Below are 16,497 nucleotides of genomic sequence, written 5' to 3'. Positions count from 1 at the left end.
TTTTAAAGCTATATGCTGATAGTAAAACGATGTATCTCTGCCCGTATGGGATTAAGCAATGTGATCACATCGCTGATGTTTTCCGCTATTTGATCTGTACTGTCAATAGACTGCTGTTCCCAAATAATATCTATCCTGTTCATGCCGGTTGTCAGGAGCGACTGATCTATCGTAAATGACAGTGGTATCCATCTTTTTGAAAGCGGTTGTGTGAGCAGCGACCGGCCGTTCACCGACAATTGCAATGCGCCGTTGTTCGCATGTTTGCAGCGACAGATCATTTCCCCATGCAGGGATTGGCGGGCGTCTGTAAAAAATATGAATGACGACCTGATATCCCGGGCTGTATAATAGTTAGATGGAAACGGATAGTTGTCGTAAGAGCTTCTGCTATATGCCGGTTCGAGCAGATCAACCACACGATGCAACTCCACTGCGTGTTCGGATAAACGCAATGCGGCTGTTGCCGCGGGTTCTATGGCACCTGCCTCCACCAGCATGTTACTCATGGCATCAGTAAGCGCCAGGTCCAGCAGCTTTCCCGAGCGGGGATGGAAAGCCGCTTCAGGATAATATTCAATACAGGTAGCTGTATTTTCCAGGATTTTCATGAACTCGCGGGTAAGTGGCGAAGACAGCCTGTATGTCACCATTGTGATATAAGACTTGCAGAAAACCGTAGCCAGTTCCCTGGAAAACGAGAACGCCTGTTTTAAATGAAACATGATATTATCATTCCCTTGTCCATTGTGTGCATGATGGATAGCCGCATAAATATGTGCCATACAATTTACATCGCGCGGGGGGGCTATTTCAGCAGCATAGCTGTGTAGCATGTCCAGGCTGATATGTTGCAGTCCACGCTGGTGAAGGATGGTTACCGCAACAGCGACCATACACAAGCGGATGCCTTTCATATTCATATGGCAGTAATCCATGAAAAAGTCATGCCCGGGGATGCCGTTTTTCGCATTTGCTGCCAGCAGTGTGTTCAAGTCTATCGTATCGATGTGATATTGCGGTGCGTATTTAAGAATGGCATTGCGCACGGAAGATAATATACGCGGCTTCCCTACCGACCTGAACAGCAACGTATGGTCTCTGGCAGTTTCCAGGTATTGCCTGGCTGCTGTCCATTGGTGTTGCAGCAATGCCGCTTCTCCCAGGCATTCATAGCTGGCGGGGTGTGATGCATCCAGAGCAAGCAATGCTTCAGCGGCTTTTTTCAGGCTCTCATGATCGCCCTGCGCTTGCGCGTCACGCGCAGTTTCCAGGAGTTGTTCCCAGCGAAGAAGGTCCTCGCCGGACAAGGCCGGCGTGCAGCTTTCCTGTTGGGTGACCTTCCAGCCGGCAAGATTAAAAGCAGGTATTACGAAGGTAACAGGTATGCCCGCTGTTACAAACATGCGGTGCAGCTCCTGTAACAATACATGTACCTGATGGTCCAATGCCTCGTCGATCCATGCTTTCAGCCGGCGCCCGGATAGTTCACCGGCAGCCAGAGGTTCAGGCAGGGAGCCGTGGATGAAATCATCATACAATCCATAGAAAAAATTGTTCCCCGCCATGATCACTACCTGTGAGGGCTTCAGCGCTTGTGCATTTTCAAGCAATGACAACATCTCGCCAGGCGTCATGCCGGATTTGGCCAGGTCAGTGATTTCGGATCCCTGATGGCCGGCTACGCTGTTAAGTATGTGTTGCAGTATGATGGCCGGTGAATATTCATTTCCGTAAAAAGAGCCCCTTCCCACAGATTCTCCCGTAAGTAACAGGCGTTCTTTATTTGTGGAGACAGGAATCTTATTAAGGCCGGCCCATTTCACCCATTCAGGCATTAGTTGTCTGTCGCGGATATAAGAGGTGCCTTGTTCATCCTCTTTCCATATTCCGATATATTTTCCGGCATTATCATTCCGGAGCTGCTGAGGTATGTTCCCGTTATCTGTTTTGAACGCCTTCATTTTCTCCAACACATCAGTGACATTACCTTCTCCGCTGGCGATAAACTCCGCCAGCTGATCTGCCGCAGTTTTGCGGGTTGCTTCTGATACACTCATTGTTTTAATGATGTTTGGGGATAGTTATATAAACGTATATAGTTGTGAGCTGATCGCTTCTTTATGCTGATGGCCATACATACCGTATATATGAGCAACAGCATCGAGATTATTATCTTCACGGAGGAATAGATAATTGCCCAATACAAGACAATCTATATCGGTTTGGATAAAGCATAAAATAGCATCTACCGGCGTGCATACAATTGGTTCTCCTCTCACGTTAAAGGAGGTATTCAATAAAATGGGGCAGCCGGTGATGCGGTCAAAAGCTTTCAGCAACGAGGTTAGCGCGGGATTCGTCTGTTCATTTACTGTCTGTACCCTTGCAGAGCCATCCACGTGAGTGATAGCGGGAAGGTCGATTGCGGACCGCACCTGGCAGGTTTGCAACATAAACGGAGAAGGAAGGTTGAGGTCGAAGTGCGCCTGCATTTTCTCTTCGAGAACTACCGGTGCAAAAGGCCTGAATCCTTCTCTTTTCTTTACCATGGCATTTATCCTGTTGCGCATATCGGGGTCACGGGGATCGGCAAGTATAGAGCGTGCGCCCAATGCCCTGGGGCCAAACTCCATACGTCCCTGAAACCAGCCGACAACTTTACCCGATGCCAGTAATGTGGCGACCTTTTCGGTGAGCTGTTGCGGGTTGTTGCTAAAGTTTCTTGCTTTCATAAAAAGACCGCGAAGGCTGTTGCGGATCTCCTCATCGCTGAAGGCGGGACCAAGGCACGCATTTGCCAGGCGTTGCTCCGGGGGGCGCCGGCCGGTAGCTGTTACATAGGCTACAGCTGCTGCTCCCAGTGCACAACCCGCATCATTGGCGGCCGGTTGTACAAACAGTTCCCGGAAGGGGCCTTCACGCTGGATCCGGCCATTTGCAACACAATTCAATGCCACCCCGCCTGCCATACAGAGGTTTTCCATTCCGGTTTTCCGGTGCAGGTATTTCACTTTTTCCAGTAATACTTCTTCCAGAAATACTTGCAGACTTTTCGCAACATCTTTGTGGAATTGCTCCAGCGCTGATTCCGGAAGCCTTGCGGCATGTTGAAAGAGATCACACAACCCGGGGGCGTACATTTTCCGGCTGTTCATAAAATCAAAATAGGGAAGGTTCAGTTGGTACTGGCCTCCATCACCTGGCATCAGCAATTCGCGGAAGCAGTCCATATACCGGGGATTGCCATAAGGCGCCAATCCCATCACTTTATACTCCCCATCATTGACACTGAATCCCAGGTAACTGGTGATCGTGCTGTATAACAGGCCAATTGAATGTGGATAATGCACTTCTTCAAACAGATCGATGTCTTTACCGATACCAGTACCGTAGGTGGTAGTGGCCCACTCTCCCACGCCATCTACCGTGAATATGGCAGATTCTTTGAATCCGGAATAGAAAAAGCTGCTGGCCGCATGAGATAGATGATGCGGTACAAATTGTACCGGCCCGTCGTAGCCCAGTTTTTCAGCGATCTGACGCTCCACCGCATCCGGGGAGAGGTGACGCAATATCTCGTTACTCACTTCAGGTAAACCACTATACAATTGCCGGGATAATTTCAGGCGAGGTATTTCGTAATAGGCTAACATATCGATGTCGGCAATGGTAAGTCCGGCTTCTCTCAAGCAATACTGCATGGCATGATAGGGCATGTCCGGATCGTGTTTGATCCTGGTAAACCGTTCCTCCTGTGCTGCCGCTACCAGGTGGCCGTCTTTCAATATGCAACATGCCGCATCATGATACAATGCAGCAATACCCAGTATATTCATAATAATAATATTCTTCTGATGTGATTCAATACACTTTATTTAACATCTCATTGCATGCCGGCTTCAGGCGCTCTATCCAGGCTGCTCCTTTGTCCTCCAGGAGTTGTGGAGAAGGGGTGTCAATGATTTCAAACACGAGATCTTTCAATTTAATAGACTGCATAAATGTGCGCAGGCAGGTATCCTGTTCATACGCACTGAAATGCGCCCGCACCGCTTCTTGCAGGTTCATGGCAGCACCTACAAACCGCGGATTGGCAGGCGCGCCGTTTACACGGCCGCAAATAGCGTATACAGCAGGTTCTTGAGGTATTGTATCGAGATTATCCCGGCCATCCATGTTATTATCCTTCTTGAATAATTGCATGTGCTGCATGCCGGGAAAACCCGATTGCTCGATCATGTTATGGCTCATATAATTGAGTTTTTTATGTAAGTGGAAGAGATGAAAGGAGAAAACCCTTATCATCCGATCGGGAGATAGCTATCGCTACAGCTAGTCGCATTCCACAGCTTATTCCAGGATCGCTTCTCCGATATAGATGGCCGGAACATCCATCAGGATAGCCCTTTGCAGGATCTCTATCCTCACAAGGAATTTATGATGTCCCTTAAAATCAACGATTTCACAAGAAAGACCACTGAGCGGGCCTTCCTGTATCAGGTATTTCTTACCGGGCCGGATATGTTCATAGGAAACGTCCAACTCACCGTTTACAGAGGTGAGCAAACGGATATTATCTATCTCCTGTTGGCTGACATGGGTGATTTTGTTATCGAACTTGACATAGTAACACATACCTTCCAGTTGCAGGCTGACTGTATACTGCCAGGAGTCTTCCAGGAATACAAATACGTAGGAAGGAAACAATGGAACTTCCAGCGTTTTCAAGCGGTCCTTCCATTTACGTTTTTCCCTCTTCAGGGGCAAATAATTTCCGATGTTGTACCTGGACAATTGTTCTGCGACTTTTTTCTCTTGCTTGGATCTGGTATAGATCAAATACCAGGAAGGATGAAACTGGGTCATAGGCTATTGCTGTTTAATTATAATGAGCTACGTCAAAACGACTACAAGTCGTGAAAAGCAACGCTATCAAAGCTCTCTCTCTATTGAGGCGGAGATGAAGGAGTACGTATAAGTGACAGTTTCTACGAGGGTCTCCACTGCGGTATAAACAATCAATAATCTGTAAATTCGTTTGCCTTCATGATGAATGCTGGTCCATGTAAAGGTTCGCGGCGATCTGTCTTTGGGCTGATTCCACCATAGACCTGGGTAAACAAATGATGACAATAGCCTGAAAACCGCGAGGGCACAGCTATCGCTACTGTCACTTACATACTATATTACGAGCAAATAGTTACAAAAAAATGCTGCGACAGATATTATTAACAAACGAGGTTTGTCACAAACATCAACAGGTGGAATAAAAAATTGCTAGGGTATTCATTCACTCTTAGGATTTCAAAACTGGCTTAGTATTGAAGAAAATCCAATATCATTTACTATCCACTAACAAACATAGTTAACTCTTATGCTTCGATAACTAAATTAGTTTTTTGTTCAGAATAAAAAAAATTAAATAAAAAAATTTCTATTTAGTTAATCTAATTAAATTAGTTAATGCACAGTCTGCCAGATCAACTTGCTACAGATGTTTTTCCGCTGCAATTTCATTGCGTTGAGAAAGATTAAACACCTCTTATCTTTGGCCTGTCATGCCACAATCCGTAGCCATATTCGCGAAATATACCCGTCAGCTGCTTCACAGATGATCTAAAGTTGATCCAAAATAGCAGCATATTCCAAATGACTTGAAGGCATTAGTTTGCGGGTATGTAAAAGAAAAGGCAATAGGGAATTTGGATCTTAATAAATGCAAATATTCGGATTGGTTTCTACTTTCTGCTTTCACCAAAGTATTGCCTTATTGTAAGTAATCAGGGCGGATAACACCTGCTCAAATAAATGTGACTACAAAACATATTTTCACACAAACTTAAACGATGATGAGGTTACACAAATTAACAAACCTCTCACTCACTATATTAAACAAACTCTTTATTGCAGCTGATCCGACGTACTTACACGATGTTATACGTATTCTTAGTCCTAATAAAATTTCACAAACGCTGGATGTGACTGGTCTTAAAAATAAATCCCAATCATATTTTCGTATCTTAGTAAAAGCTGATTAACCTGTACAGTAAATAAACCGGGGTTATACAAAAGGAACTCGACTAAACACAACCAAAAAACAAAACCCCGCGACCAGCGCGAGGTTTGTAAGTTGTCTGTGATCCCGCTGGGACTCGAACCCAGGGCCCATACATTAAAAGTGTATTGCTCTACCAACTGAGCTACGGAATCATTCCCTTGAAGGGAGCGCGAAGGTAGGAAAAAGATTTTCATCTCCAAAAAAATTTCAAAAAAAATCCAACAAAAAAATAATTCCCCCTGCTGACATACGCTTGTCACTGTTACTTTATTTCTTTGTAGTCAGGAACAGAACTTTTAACTTAAGGACGATGAACGTATTTGATATCACACAACATAGATTACAGCAACAGTATCTGCTCACACCACAACACAGCCAGCCGGGTGAACTGGTATCCTGGATGGGCGTCGTGCAGGCGCAGGATTATGCAGCAGCCAAATGGGCTATCGGCCAAAGGCTGACTGCTGCCACCGATGGTATGCTGGACGATGCAATGGGTAACTGGGAAATTATCCGTACCCATGTGTTGCGGCCTACCTGGCATTTTGTGGCGCCGGCAGATCTTCGCTGGATGCTGAAATTAAGTGCGCCGCGGGTAAAGGCGTTGTGTGCGTATAATAATAACCGCTGGGGTGTTACCCAGGCGGTTATCAACAAAAGTCAGAAAGTATTGGAGAAAGTATTGCTGGGTAAAAAACAGCTTACACGACAAGAGATAGTACCGGCGTTGCAAAAAGCCGGTATCGAAACAGATGAATACCGTCTCGGTTCTATCCTGGCATACGCGGAGCTGGATGGACTTATCTGCAGCGGTCCCCGGCATGGCAAACAGTTCACCTATGTATTACTGGAAGAACATGTTCCGCCGGCGCCGGTGCTTTCCAAGGCGGACTCCATGGCTACCCTGGCTCAACGTTATTTCAACAGCCACGGTCCTGCTACCATTCAGGACTTCGCCTGGTGGTCGGGGTTAACGATCACAGAAGCCAAAAGCGGATTGGAAGCCGTGAAAGAACACTTCGTTGCCGTGGAAGCAGATGACAAAACCTACTGGATGCCCCCAACCCAAACAGCAGCTAAGAAACCCTCCGTTTTCCTGTTGCCGGCTTACGATGAATTTACCGTAGCCTATAAAAAACGGGATATACAACAACTGCAAATCGACGGCTGCCTCGCTCCCATGGCCAGCCTCGGTCCTGTAATCGTGGCCGATGGACAAATCACCGGTACCTGGAAACGTACCGTCAATAAAAAAGATATCTCCCTGGAACTCAATCCTATCAAAGCACTGAAAAAAACACAACTACCCGCACTGAAAAAAGCTATCCAACAATACAGCACTTTTACCGGGCTGCCGGTGGTAGTAAAATAGCCAGAAATAAATTTTTAAAAAAGAACAATTGTTCGCTTATATTTGCATCATATAAACGAACAATTGTTCTTTTTTAAAGATCCAATAAAATGGTAATCAACCACTTAAACCTAACCGTTAGCAATATCCTGGAAGCGAGCCAGTTCTTTCAGACCTATCTCGGCTTCAAAGCTGCCGATACCAAACCCAACGATAGCCTCGCTGTATTAAACGGTCCGGACGACTTCCTGCTGGTACTCATGCACAACCGGTTCAATGAAAGCGGTCTGTCTGCTTACCCCGACGCATTTCATATCGGCTTTTACCTGCCGGACCAGGCCGCCGTACACCACACCTGGCAACAACTACACGAAGGAGGCATCCCCCTTCCGCAGCAGCCGCAGAAAATTCGTAAAACCTTTGGATTCTATTTCCATTATGATAACATCATGATTGAAATCACGACCGCCAGCAACAACTAACACATGGAACATCATAAACCCATAGGCTGGTACCTGAAAGAAGCCGACAGCCTCATCACCGCTACCTTTGCCAACGCCTTTGAAAGCTACGGACTGACCCGCTTTCACTGGCAACTGCTAAAAAACATCGCCGATAACGGGGAAGTATGCACGAAAGACTACTACCCCCAGGTGGCCTGTTTTATCACAGAGGATATCTTGCAAACAATCATTGCCTCGCTGGAAAAACGGGAATGGATTACCTGGCACAACGAGGTCCTGCGCTTCACCGCCGCCGGCGCAGATGCATATGCAGACATCGAGGCCAGGCAAAAAATACTCCGGGATCAGATGCTGAAAGGTACCCGTCCACAAGACTATACCAATACCATCATTTTCCTCGACAGCATTATTCAGAACTTAAGAGCGCTCCCACAGGTCCAGCCATAACATACGGTCACCGTCGCGGATAAACACCGCACTGGAGTAACGGATATTTTCCTGCTCTCCGTCTGACTGGATCTCGGTGTAAGTCAGCAGTGCATGGTGTTCTGTGGCGTAACCCTGCATATCGGTGACGATTACACGCATATGAGGAAAGCGGCCCAACACTTCCGGCATCCAGGCTTCCAGGTCCTGTTGGGTTTTGCGGGCGCCATTCGGTGCTATCATCCTGAAATCAGGACTAAAATTGGTCAACAGCCCGGCAGTACCTGCAGCAGCGATACCTTCTTCTCCCCGGAACCAGCCGCCGATATGTTCACAAAACCGGGTAACTTCTTCTTTTGCTTTACTAAGATTGTCCATATATGATTTTTTGATTTTTTGAAGATGATTTTAGCGCGAAGACCAACACCAGCCCCGTCACCTGCAAAGCCGCCAGAACGCCCAGCGTAACGCCCACGGCTACCGGTGCGGCAAAAGCGTCCAGCAATGCGAAGAATAATGTTCCCAGCAACGCTACGCCCATCACACTGCCTACCTGGATAGCAGTACTCACAATACCGGCAGCCTGCCCCGCTACTGACGACGCCACTTCCGCCAGTATGATACGCATAATGGAAGGCATCACCATACCGTGACCAATACCCGCAAGAAACAACCCGGACCGCACGATACCCGACGGCTCCGGAGAATACCATAAACCTACTACTACCAGTACGAAACCCGTTGCCAGCAGGCCCTGGGCAAGGCTGACAATATGCACGCCCATCCGTTTTGCCAGCAACGGACTAATCAACGGCCCTACGAAAAAACCCGCAGCATAAGGCAACACCGCCAATCCGGCTGACAACACATCGCGATGCAATTCATGCTGCAGATAATAAGGATACACCAGAAAGAATGCTGCGGTATGATTATACAAATACATAATCGCCAGCCCGTTCACAAAATGCCGGTCTTTGAATAAAGGCAGATGTATCAATGGTGCACGCCCCTGTTGCAACGTATACCGCTCCGTGTACACGAAGCACACACCTGCCGCCAGCGATGCCAGCAAACAGCCAAATATCCACACCGGCCAGTGTGCTTCCCTTCCCATAATCACCGGATAGATAAATAAACCCAGTGCCAGTGTGATCAGCAACATGCCGGGAATATCCAGTCTTTGCCGTACGGTTGGACGATTCTCTTTCAATATAAACATCCCCGCTACCCCTGTGATCATGCCCACGGGTATATTAATCATAAACACACTCTGCCAGGTCCAGCCGAAAATCCCCGCCTTCATCAGGATACCGCCCAGCAATTGCCCCCCGATAGAGGCCAGCCCGAATACAGATCCGAAAATTCCCATCGCCAGCGGCTGTTCCTTCGGCGGAAAAATCAGCCGGATAGTAGACAGCACCTGCGGCGCCAGCAATGCGGCCGATAACCCCTGTACCACCCGCGCTGCTATCAACACCCGGATATCCCCCGCCATCGCACAAATACCCGATGTCAGGGTAAACATCGCCATACCTAGCAGGAAAATCCGCTTGCGCCCGTAAATATCTCCCAGCCGCCCGCCAGTCACTACCAACACGGCATACGCAGCACCATAACCAGCAATGACCAACTGTAACGCCCCCTCCGAAGCATGCAGACTATCCTTGATAGCCGGTAACGCCACGTTGACAATAAAAAAATCCAGCGGCGACAAAAACGCACCCATACATAGCACCGCCAATGCCCACCAACGGCGGCTTTCCATTGCATCCATAAAATTCCTTGCTTTAATGGATGCAAAGAAAGCCCCATTTGTACAATAAAAAATTGCACTTTAAGGGGTTTTGTCAGTACTTTTGTGATATGTTTCACCAACTGATACACGAACCATACGACATCATACTGGAAGAAAAAGATACCTGGGAAAGCACACGGCTCCCCCAACCCGCCTTTCAGCTGGTCTATATCCGTGACGGAAAAGGATATCATTATATCAATGGCAACCGCTATGAGTACAGCCCTGGCAAACTATTCCTCGTGGCCCCGGAGGATCAGTACCATTGTGATATCACAGAAGCAACCACTTTTATCATTATTCGCTTCACACAGCTTTTTATCACTCAGTTGAAGGATGAAGCGGACCGGGTGGAACTGTGCGACTGGATGAAAAAAACAGACTATATCTTCCATAACTACCATGCTAAATCCGCCTGCATCTTTCGCGATACGGCAGACGAAGCCATGGCCCGTTCCCTGCTCTGCAGCATCGCCCGTGAACACCAGCAACGGGGAAAAGGTTATCAGCTTATCATCCGCCAGTCCATCTCTATCCTGCTCAACCTGGTGGCCCGTAACCTCCTGATGTCAGAGTCGAAGGATGTACAGGAAAACAGCGGACAATTTTCCGTACTGCGCATGATCAGTCATCTCCAGGAACATATCTATCAACCGGAAATGCTGCGTATGCCGGTGCTGGCGGAGACTTTCAACATGTCGGTGAATTATCTCGGCGAATACTTTAAGAAACATACCGGCGAAAGCATACAGGATTATATCATCAGCTACAAACTGAAACTGGTAGAGATCAGGCTCTCTTATAGTAATATGCGTGTACGGGAAATAGCACAGGAATTTGGGTTCACCGATGAAAGTTATCTATCCCGCTTATTTAAAAAACACCGGGGCATCACACCGGGCATGCACAGGAAAAATACACGCCAACAACAAACATCCCCTGCCTGAAAAAAAGAGATTGACACACAATCCCTTCGGGAAGCCCCTTTATCATGGTGAAAATCAGCGTTGTTAATACGGGATTTTATTTGCAATTTATGCAGATAAACTTCCTTTACCCCATGACTGTGCACGCCACCACCAAAATTCTCCGGAGCGCCTCCTGGATACTAATATGTCTCCTGGCCATCATTATAGGCTTTTATCCTTCCCTATATTTTATACTGGGTGAAAAATTCGGTCTGCTGAAGTCCAAGCCCCCGGCCTTGCTCACAAACCTGCTCTGGCGCATTGGCTTCTATGCGCATATTATCCCCGGTGGACTGGCCTTGCTGATTGGCTGGCTGCAATTCAGCCGGAAACTGCGGGAACGGAATGTACAATGGCATCGGCGCCTGGGCAAGGTATATGTGATCGCTGTGCTGATCAGCAGCGTTGCCGCCACCTGTATTGGTTTCACCGCTACCGGTGGCCCCATTGCCCAAACCGGCTTCATCGGCCTCGGCATCACCTGGTTCACCACTACCCTGCTGGCCTACACGACTATCCGCAAAGGCAACACGTTACAGCATGAACGACTCATGATTTATAGCTACGCCGCCTCCCTGGCTGCGGTAACACTGCGACTATGGCTCCCGTTGCTGGTATATGAACTGCATTTTTTCATCATCGCCTACCGGGTGGTAGCATGGCTTTGCTGGGTACCGAATATTTTCGTCGCCTGGCTCATCGCCCGCCGGCTCCGGCCTGCTGTTGTCAGGATATAATTTTGGGGGCTCACAAAAGCCTAACGGTCAATCATATATTAAATTTACAATAACCATATAGGTCATAGAACTATATTTTTATATCATTTTTTACACATATGGCATAATTTTCGCTGGCAGCAGGTTAAACCTAAAGTTTTTTAAAAAATTTAAACCATGAAACAGATAGTTTTAGCCTTAGCCACTGTAGTAACACTCTTCGCATGTAACAACAACAGTGCAAGTACTGCAGCCGCAGTTGAACAGGCAAAAAAACAGACCCTCGATTCCATCAACGCCGTGAATGTGGCCAAACAACAGGTAATCGATTCTATCAATGCTATCAAACACACTGCCCATAAACGCCAAACAGTAGAAGCGCCTGACCGCAACAACTATGCGGCACCCAACTCTGTAGCGGCCGACAATACACCAGCTGCTGCTCCCGCACCAGCTCCTGCCCCTAAGAAAAAAGGCTGGAGCCACACCGCTAAAGGTGCCGTTGTAGGTGCAGGTGCCGGCGCTATCACCGGCGCTATCGTCAACCCTGACCACCTGAAGGGCGCCGCTATCGGCACTATCATCGGTGCAGGCGTAGGCGCTGGTACGGGCGCGATCGTAGATCACGCGAAAAAGAAAAAAGCAGCCCAACAGTAAGCAGAACTTTATTTTATAAGGAAAACGCCTCTCGTGTGAGAGGCGTTTTTTATTGTCTTAAGCTGAAAACATCGTCCGCACTATCTTTCCTCAAACATAAACCTATCCAACGCTTTCCAGGGGCCGCGCAAATAAGCCCAGGTTCCAAAGCCGACAGCTGTAATATCAAAAGGAGTAAAACTTTCCGTTAATTGAGCGTGCAGCTGAGCCGCTTTAAAAGCCGTCACTTTGTTCTGAATGGTAATATGCGGCCGGAGCGGATGCCGGTCCTGTTTCACCAGCCAGGGATCGAAGTCTTTTTGTAGTGAAGCATGCAGCTCCTGTAGCATAGAAGATTGTAACGTATAGGCCACACCGGTACCGAAGTTAACAACACCGCTTACCTGTAGGGGCATAACAGGCCGTTGAGCATATTGTTGCAATATCTCCGGAATAGCTGCTTCCATACCCGGTAACCGGTAAAACAAGGTAAGATGGGCCTCCAGGTAATTGGCATGACCGGGAAAATGTAAAGCACGCAGCGTATTGAACTGCTCCATGTCTGCTGAAGCTATTTCCAGGGTAACGATCACCGGCTTGGGTTGCAACTTGTACATACACAAAGTAACAACCTTCTAAACAATATCCACTATCCCCGTGTAATCAACGCATAAAACTGCTTACGGTACGTTTCCGACACCGGGATGGTAATACCTGCAATCCGGATACCTTCCTTTTCTATGCTGTCTATCTTCCCAACAGCCACCATATACGACTTATGCACCCGGCAAATCTGGGCTGGCGGCAGTTCTTTTTCAAACCAGCCAAACGGCTGCAGGGTCATAATTTGTTTCTGCTGCGTATATACTTTACGGTAGTCACGACGGCCCTCTATATACAGGATATCGTCCAGTGCTACTTTCTCCAGCCGCCAGGAAGTTTTTATGAAGATAAATGCCGGGGCCGCAGGGGCCTGTCTTTGCAGATTATACAGCACTTTGTCCATGGCCTGCACAAAACGATCGAACGTATAGGGTTTCAACAGGTAATCGGTGACATTCAGCTCATATCCTTTCAGGGCGTATTCTTCGTAGGCGGTGATTAATACCACTTCACAGCGGGTATTCGCTGTTTCCAGCAATTGAATACCGGAGATACCAGGAATATTGATATCGAGCAAGATCAGCTGAACGGTATGTAAACGCAGGTATACCATGGCATCCGCGCCATTATCAAAAGTGGCCATCAGGTGCAGGTAAGGCAGTTTAGCCACGTATTCCCGGGCACGTTCCATAGCCAGCGGTTCATCCTCCACTATGATACAATTGATCTTCATATATCCTGAATAGTTAGATTTACCTGGTAAACGCCCGCTTCCCGGGTAATATCCAGTACATGCCTGTCGGGGTACAATAAAGCCAATCGTTTTCGCAGTAGTTCGTTGCCCAGCCCGTTATGCTCCGATGGCGCCGCATCAACAATGCTGTACAGGTTACGGCAAACAAATACCAACCGCTCCGCTTCTATCTGCACACGGACATAAATCGCATTTTCAGACTTCTTATGTTCCGCATGTTTAAAAGCATTTTCGATGTAGGAGATAAACAACATCGGCGCAATCATACGGTTGTCCGGCGTTCCGGTTACTTCATACGTCACATACCGCGCATTGGAAGAACGGATGCGCTGTAGGTCAATATACTGGTCAATGTAGGTCATCTCCCGCGATAGCGGTATCATTTCCGCTTTCGTTTCATACAGCATAAACCGCATGATACCGGACAGTTTATTGAGATAAAGCGAAGCCTTGTCAGCGTCTTTGGCAATCAGTACATCAATGTTGTTGATGGTATTAAACAGGAAATGAGGGTTGATCTGTGCCTTAATCAGGGCCATCGAAATCTCATAGTTTTTCCTGTTTAATTCTTCTTTTAGTTTGATGTCATTATACCAGCTGATGAATCCCTTTAGCACCAACCCGATGATACCATGAATGGCCGCCAGCAATGCCAATACCACCGTGAGTTCCAAATGCAGCCATATACTAACCATCCCTTTCCAGGGCAATAATGCCAATACCGTCACCAGGCCACAAAGCATTACGGTAACCATGCCGGCAGCTAAAAGCCAGCCAATCCGTTGCGGATGTAAGTACCGGTCGAATAACACCGCGTAAAAACTATAGAACCCCAACAAAGCAGGCAGGAAACAAAAAATACCCACCGGAACCAGGCTAGTCCATTCAACAGACCTGATATGGCCTTTGCTCATGATCGCCAGCAAAATGAAAAGCAACAGGCAATACATAATCCAGTAGCCGATGTTGAAGAGAATAGCCGCTGTCCTTTTCATCGATTATCCTTTCTCTTTTTTATGGATATATAAGATATACGCTAACGCGCTGAATCCCACAAAATAACCTGCCGATAGCAGATAAATGTTCACCGGCCTTACTGTTTGATGCATACCATCAATAAATGCCAGTATACTATAAATGTAGGGAATAAAATAGGCATATTCCCATTTGAATGCGATAAAGGACACTATATACAGGCCGAGTCCCACCCCCAGCGGCGCTATAAAATTCCGGTATTGCAATCCCATCAGGTACTGCAATGCTACTATTGGCAGACACGCCATCAGAAACGTTCCGTTACCATACAGATACTTCAGCCAGGGGAAAGGCTCCGTAGGAAATGGCACTTCTTTTACCAACAGAGCCGGTAACACGCCCGTCAGGTAAATACCAATGTTAAACAACAGAAAAAACGACAACAGCATGACCAAAATGACAGTCAGTTTGGCAAAGAAGATCGTTGTCAGTCGCTGTGGCGTTATATGCAGCAACTTCCAGGCGTTGCTGCGGGTCTCCATTTGCGTAATCAAACTTGTGATCAGAATAACACCCATAGGCAACAAAAGAAATCCCATGTATTGCCAGGAGCGATTGTACAGCTGCTCCCAAATATCAGCCGACGCGTTTTGCGCGGCCAGCAGTTCAAAATAATAAAAACGGTAACATAATACGATCAATGGCACCAGCGCGGCTCCCAAAACAGTAAGCCAGGTGGCCGCACTGTGCCTTCTCTTGATCCATTCACTCTGAAAACTATGGAGGTATGCTAACATCGTTTATGCGTTGACGAGGTCCATGAAAATTGTTTCGAGATCATTTTTAACCGGCTGAATACCGTAAACACCAATCCCACGTTGTACCAGATGAGTGTTTAGCTCCGCGATGGCCGCTACCGGTAAGGCTGGTAGCTGTATCCGGCCGGTATCGGTAACCACGCATATTTCGTATGTACTTAACAGTTGCAAGGCTGCGGTATTGTCCGTCGTGTCCAGCAGGCAACCCTGTACCTGCTGCCGTAAGCCTGACAGCTGCTCCAGGCTGCCTTCAAACACCATACGGCCTTTACTGATAATACCAATATGTGTGGCCAAACGCTCTATTTCGGGCAAGAGGTGACTCGATATCAAAATACTGATACCCTGTTCCCTGTTGATTTTTTTCAGCAGTTCCCGCATTTCAATGATGCCGTTGGGATCGAGGCCATTGGTGGGCTCGTCCAGTATCAGCAGCTTTGGGCGATGCAGCAAAGCCATCGCCAGCGCCAGCCGCTGTTTCATGCCCAGCGAAAACTGGCCGGCTTTTTTACCGGCGACTGCCGCCAGTCCAACGGTTTGCAACGCGTCCGCGATGTAGCTTCGCGGACACTGGTAAATACGCTGCAATACCAGCAGGTTCTCCGTGGCGCTCAGGTGTTCGTAGATAGCCGGACTTTCAATCAAACAACCCACCTGCCGCAGGATGTCGAGGCGATGCCTGGGAAAGGATTGCCCGAGTACTTGTACACTGCCTGCCTGCATTCGCAGTAACCCGGTGATCAGGCGCAGCGTCGTCGTTTTGCCGGCGCCGTTAGGTCCGAGAAAACCGTAGATAGCGCCCTGTGGCACCTGTAATTGTATGTCGCGTAAAACAGGGTCCCCCTTGCCAAACTGGTAGGCCAGCCCTGACACTTCAACGCAGTATTTCATAAATGCATGTTGATGATGGAATTCAAAAATAGGTCGCCC

Annotated in this window: 17 protein-coding genes and 1 tRNA gene; 6 read left to right on the top strand and 12 right to left on the bottom strand. The window is 47.6% G+C overall.

What is annotated here, in order from left to right:
* Nucleotides 1-8: 8 nt before the first annotated feature.
* The 5 genes from ICL07_RS29320 to ICL07_RS29300 all read right to left on the bottom strand — a co-directional run bounded on the left by ICL07_RS29320 (nt 9) and on the right by ICL07_RS29300 (nt 6,213).
* On the bottom strand, nt 9-2,060 hold the full coding sequence (locus ICL07_RS29320; protein ID WP_188091612.1) for a hypothetical protein: 2,052 nt from the start codon (nt 2,058-2,060) through the stop codon (nt 9-11).
* Nucleotides 2,061-2,084: 24 nt separating this feature from the next.
* Nucleotides 2,085-3,839, bottom strand: coding sequence for a carbamoyltransferase family protein (locus ICL07_RS29315; RefSeq protein WP_223152137.1), 1,755 nt, complete (start codon nt 3,837-3,839; stop codon nt 2,085-2,087).
* A 25-nt stretch (nt 3,840-3,864) separates the two neighbouring features.
* Nucleotides 3,865-4,254, bottom strand: coding sequence for a GIY-YIG nuclease family protein (locus ICL07_RS29310; RefSeq protein WP_188091611.1), 390 nt, complete (start codon nt 4,252-4,254; stop codon nt 3,865-3,867).
* A 99-nt stretch (nt 4,255-4,353) separates the two neighbouring features.
* On the bottom strand, nt 4,354-4,869 hold the full coding sequence (locus tag ICL07_RS29305) for a UpxY family transcription antiterminator (RefSeq protein ID WP_188091610.1): 516 nt from the start codon (nt 4,867-4,869) through the stop codon (nt 4,354-4,356).
* A gap of 1,271 nt (nt 4,870-6,140) precedes the next feature.
* A tRNA-Lys gene (locus ICL07_RS29300) sits at nt 6,141-6,213 on the bottom strand.
* Between the two features lie 158 nt (nt 6,214-6,371).
* Between ICL07_RS29300 and ICL07_RS29295 the strand changes: the two genes are divergently transcribed.
* From ICL07_RS29295 to ICL07_RS29285, 3 genes are all read left to right on the top strand, one after another.
* Nucleotides 6,372-7,433: a winged helix DNA-binding domain-containing protein gene (locus ICL07_RS29295; RefSeq protein WP_188091609.1), complete on the top strand. Its 1,062-nt coding sequence runs from the start codon at nt 6,372-6,374 to the stop codon at nt 7,431-7,433.
* Nucleotides 7,434-7,522: 89 nt separating this feature from the next.
* Nucleotides 7,523-7,894 (top strand): VOC family protein, encoded by a 372-nt coding sequence (locus ICL07_RS29290; protein WP_188091608.1) that lies wholly within the window; start codon nt 7,523-7,525, stop codon nt 7,892-7,894.
* Between the two features lie 3 nt (nt 7,895-7,897).
* Nucleotides 7,898-8,323, top strand: a complete 426-nt coding sequence (locus tag ICL07_RS29285) for a hypothetical protein (protein ID WP_188091607.1) — start codon at nt 7,898-7,900, stop codon at nt 8,321-8,323.
* On the opposite strand, the gene ICL07_RS29280 is transcribed toward ICL07_RS29285, so the two are convergent.
* Together ICL07_RS29280 and ICL07_RS29275 are read right to left on the bottom strand one after the other, a co-directional pair.
* Nucleotides 8,294-8,680 (bottom strand): hypothetical protein, encoded by a 387-nt coding sequence (locus ICL07_RS29280; RefSeq protein WP_188091606.1) that lies wholly within the window; start codon nt 8,678-8,680, stop codon nt 8,294-8,296. The two genes, ICL07_RS29285 and ICL07_RS29280, sit on opposite strands and share 30 nt — an antisense overlap.
* Nucleotides 8,667-10,076 (bottom strand): MFS transporter, encoded by a 1,410-nt coding sequence (locus ICL07_RS29275; protein WP_188091605.1) that lies wholly within the window; start codon nt 10,074-10,076, stop codon nt 8,667-8,669. The genes ICL07_RS29280 and ICL07_RS29275 overlap by 14 nt, the downstream gene beginning before the upstream one ends.
* Nucleotides 10,077-10,165: 89 nt before the next feature.
* On the opposite strand from ICL07_RS29275, the gene ICL07_RS29270 reads away from it, so the two are divergent.
* The 3 genes from ICL07_RS29270 (at nt 10,166) to ICL07_RS29260 (ending at nt 12,438) form a co-directional block, all read left to right on the top strand.
* Entirely contained in the window at nt 10,166-11,044 is an 879-nt protein-coding gene (locus ICL07_RS29270) for an AraC family transcriptional regulator (RefSeq protein ID WP_188091604.1), read from the top strand.
* Between the two features lie 89 nt (nt 11,045-11,133).
* Nucleotides 11,134-11,802 carry a DUF2306 domain-containing protein gene (locus ICL07_RS29265; RefSeq protein WP_223152136.1) on the top strand — a complete coding sequence of 223 codons (669 nt, stop codon included), beginning with the start codon at nt 11,134-11,136 and terminating at the stop codon, nt 11,800-11,802.
* Between the two features lie 156 nt (nt 11,803-11,958).
* Nucleotides 11,959-12,438 carry a glycine zipper domain-containing protein gene (locus ICL07_RS29260; protein WP_188091603.1) on the top strand — a complete coding sequence of 160 codons (480 nt, stop codon included), beginning with the start codon at nt 11,959-11,961 and terminating at the stop codon, nt 12,436-12,438.
* An 80-nt stretch (nt 12,439-12,518) separates the two neighbouring features.
* On the opposite strand, the gene ICL07_RS29255 is transcribed toward ICL07_RS29260, so the two are convergent.
* From ICL07_RS29255 to ICL07_RS29235, 5 genes are read right to left on the bottom strand one after another with little or no spacing between them, the layout of a single operon-like run.
* The gene (locus tag ICL07_RS29255; protein ID WP_188091602.1) at nt 12,519-13,034 is read right to left on the bottom strand and encodes a 2'-5' RNA ligase family protein; all 516 of its coding nucleotides are present in this window, start codon (nt 13,032-13,034) and stop codon (nt 12,519-12,521) included.
* Between the two features lie 32 nt (nt 13,035-13,066).
* On the bottom strand, nt 13,067-13,753 hold the full coding sequence (locus ICL07_RS29250; protein WP_188091601.1) for a LytR/AlgR family response regulator transcription factor: 687 nt from the start codon (nt 13,751-13,753) through the stop codon (nt 13,067-13,069).
* Nucleotides 13,750-14,769, bottom strand: coding sequence for a sensor histidine kinase (locus ICL07_RS29245; RefSeq protein WP_188091600.1), 1,020 nt, complete (start codon nt 14,767-14,769; stop codon nt 13,750-13,752). The genes ICL07_RS29250 and ICL07_RS29245 overlap by 4 nt, the downstream gene beginning before the upstream one ends.
* A gap of 3 nt (nt 14,770-14,772) precedes the next feature.
* Nucleotides 14,773-15,546, bottom strand: coding sequence for an ABC transporter permease (locus ICL07_RS29240; RefSeq protein ID WP_188091599.1), 774 nt, complete (start codon nt 15,544-15,546; stop codon nt 14,773-14,775).
* A gap of 3 nt (nt 15,547-15,549) precedes the next feature.
* Nucleotides 15,550-16,458: an ABC transporter ATP-binding protein gene (locus tag ICL07_RS29235; protein ID WP_188091598.1), complete on the bottom strand. Its 909-nt coding sequence runs from the start codon at nt 16,456-16,458 to the stop codon at nt 15,550-15,552.
* Between the last annotated feature and the right edge of the window lie 39 nt (nt 16,459-16,497).

It is taken from the genome of Chitinophaga qingshengii, from assembly GCF_014529935.1.
GTDB lineage: Bacteria > Bacteroidota > Bacteroidia > Chitinophagales > Chitinophagaceae > Chitinophaga > Chitinophaga qingshengii.
The sequence above is the reverse complement of the archived record's forward strand: the minus strand, read 5'-3'. Positions and strand labels throughout refer to the sequence as shown.

Bases quoted from the DNA above. Each gene is read 5' to 3' on its own strand.
- ICL07_RS29320 (WP_188091612.1), bottom strand. From the start codon at position 2,060: ATGAGTGTATCAGAAGCAACCCGCAAAACTGCGGCAGATCAGCTGGCG.
- ICL07_RS29315 (WP_223152137.1), bottom strand. From the start codon at position 3,839: ATGAATATACTGGGTATTGCTGCATTGTATCATGATGCGGCATGTTGC.
- ICL07_RS29310 (WP_188091611.1), bottom strand. From the start codon at position 4,254: ATGAGCCATAACATGATCGAGCAATCGGGTTTTCCCGGCATGCAGCAC.
- ICL07_RS29305 (WP_188091610.1), bottom strand. From the start codon at position 4,869: ATGACCCAGTTTCATCCTTCCTGGTATTTGATCTATACCAGATCCAAG.
- ICL07_RS29295 (WP_188091609.1), top strand. From the start codon at position 6,372: ATGAACGTATTTGATATCACACAACATAGATTACAGCAACAGTATCTG.
- ICL07_RS29290 (WP_188091608.1), top strand. From the start codon at position 7,523: ATGGTAATCAACCACTTAAACCTAACCGTTAGCAATATCCTGGAAGCG.
- ICL07_RS29285 (WP_188091607.1), top strand. From the start codon at position 7,898: ATGGAACATCATAAACCCATAGGCTGGTACCTGAAAGAAGCCGACAGC.
- ICL07_RS29280 (WP_188091606.1), bottom strand. From the start codon at position 8,680: ATGGACAATCTTAGTAAAGCAAAAGAAGAAGTTACCCGGTTTTGTGAA.
- ICL07_RS29275 (WP_188091605.1), bottom strand. From the start codon at position 10,076: ATGGATGCAATGGAAAGCCGCCGTTGGTGGGCATTGGCGGTGCTATGT.
- ICL07_RS29270 (WP_188091604.1), top strand. From the start codon at position 10,166: ATGTTTCACCAACTGATACACGAACCATACGACATCATACTGGAAGAA.
- ICL07_RS29265 (WP_223152136.1), top strand. From the start codon at position 11,134: ATGCAGATAAACTTCCTTTACCCCATGACTGTGCACGCCACCACCAAA.
- ICL07_RS29260 (WP_188091603.1), top strand. From the start codon at position 11,959: ATGAAACAGATAGTTTTAGCCTTAGCCACTGTAGTAACACTCTTCGCA.
- ICL07_RS29255 (WP_188091602.1), bottom strand. From the start codon at position 13,034: ATGTACAAGTTGCAACCCAAGCCGGTGATCGTTACCCTGGAAATAGCT.
- ICL07_RS29250 (WP_188091601.1), bottom strand. From the start codon at position 13,753: ATGAAGATCAATTGTATCATAGTGGAGGATGAACCGCTGGCTATGGAA.
- ICL07_RS29245 (WP_188091600.1), bottom strand. From the start codon at position 14,769: ATGAAAAGGACAGCGGCTATTCTCTTCAACATCGGCTACTGGATTATG.
- ICL07_RS29240 (WP_188091599.1), bottom strand. From the start codon at position 15,546: ATGTTAGCATACCTCCATAGTTTTCAGAGTGAATGGATCAAGAGAAGG.
- ICL07_RS29235 (WP_188091598.1), bottom strand. From the start codon at position 16,458: ATGAAATACTGCGTTGAAGTGTCAGGGCTGGCCTACCAGTTTGGCAAG.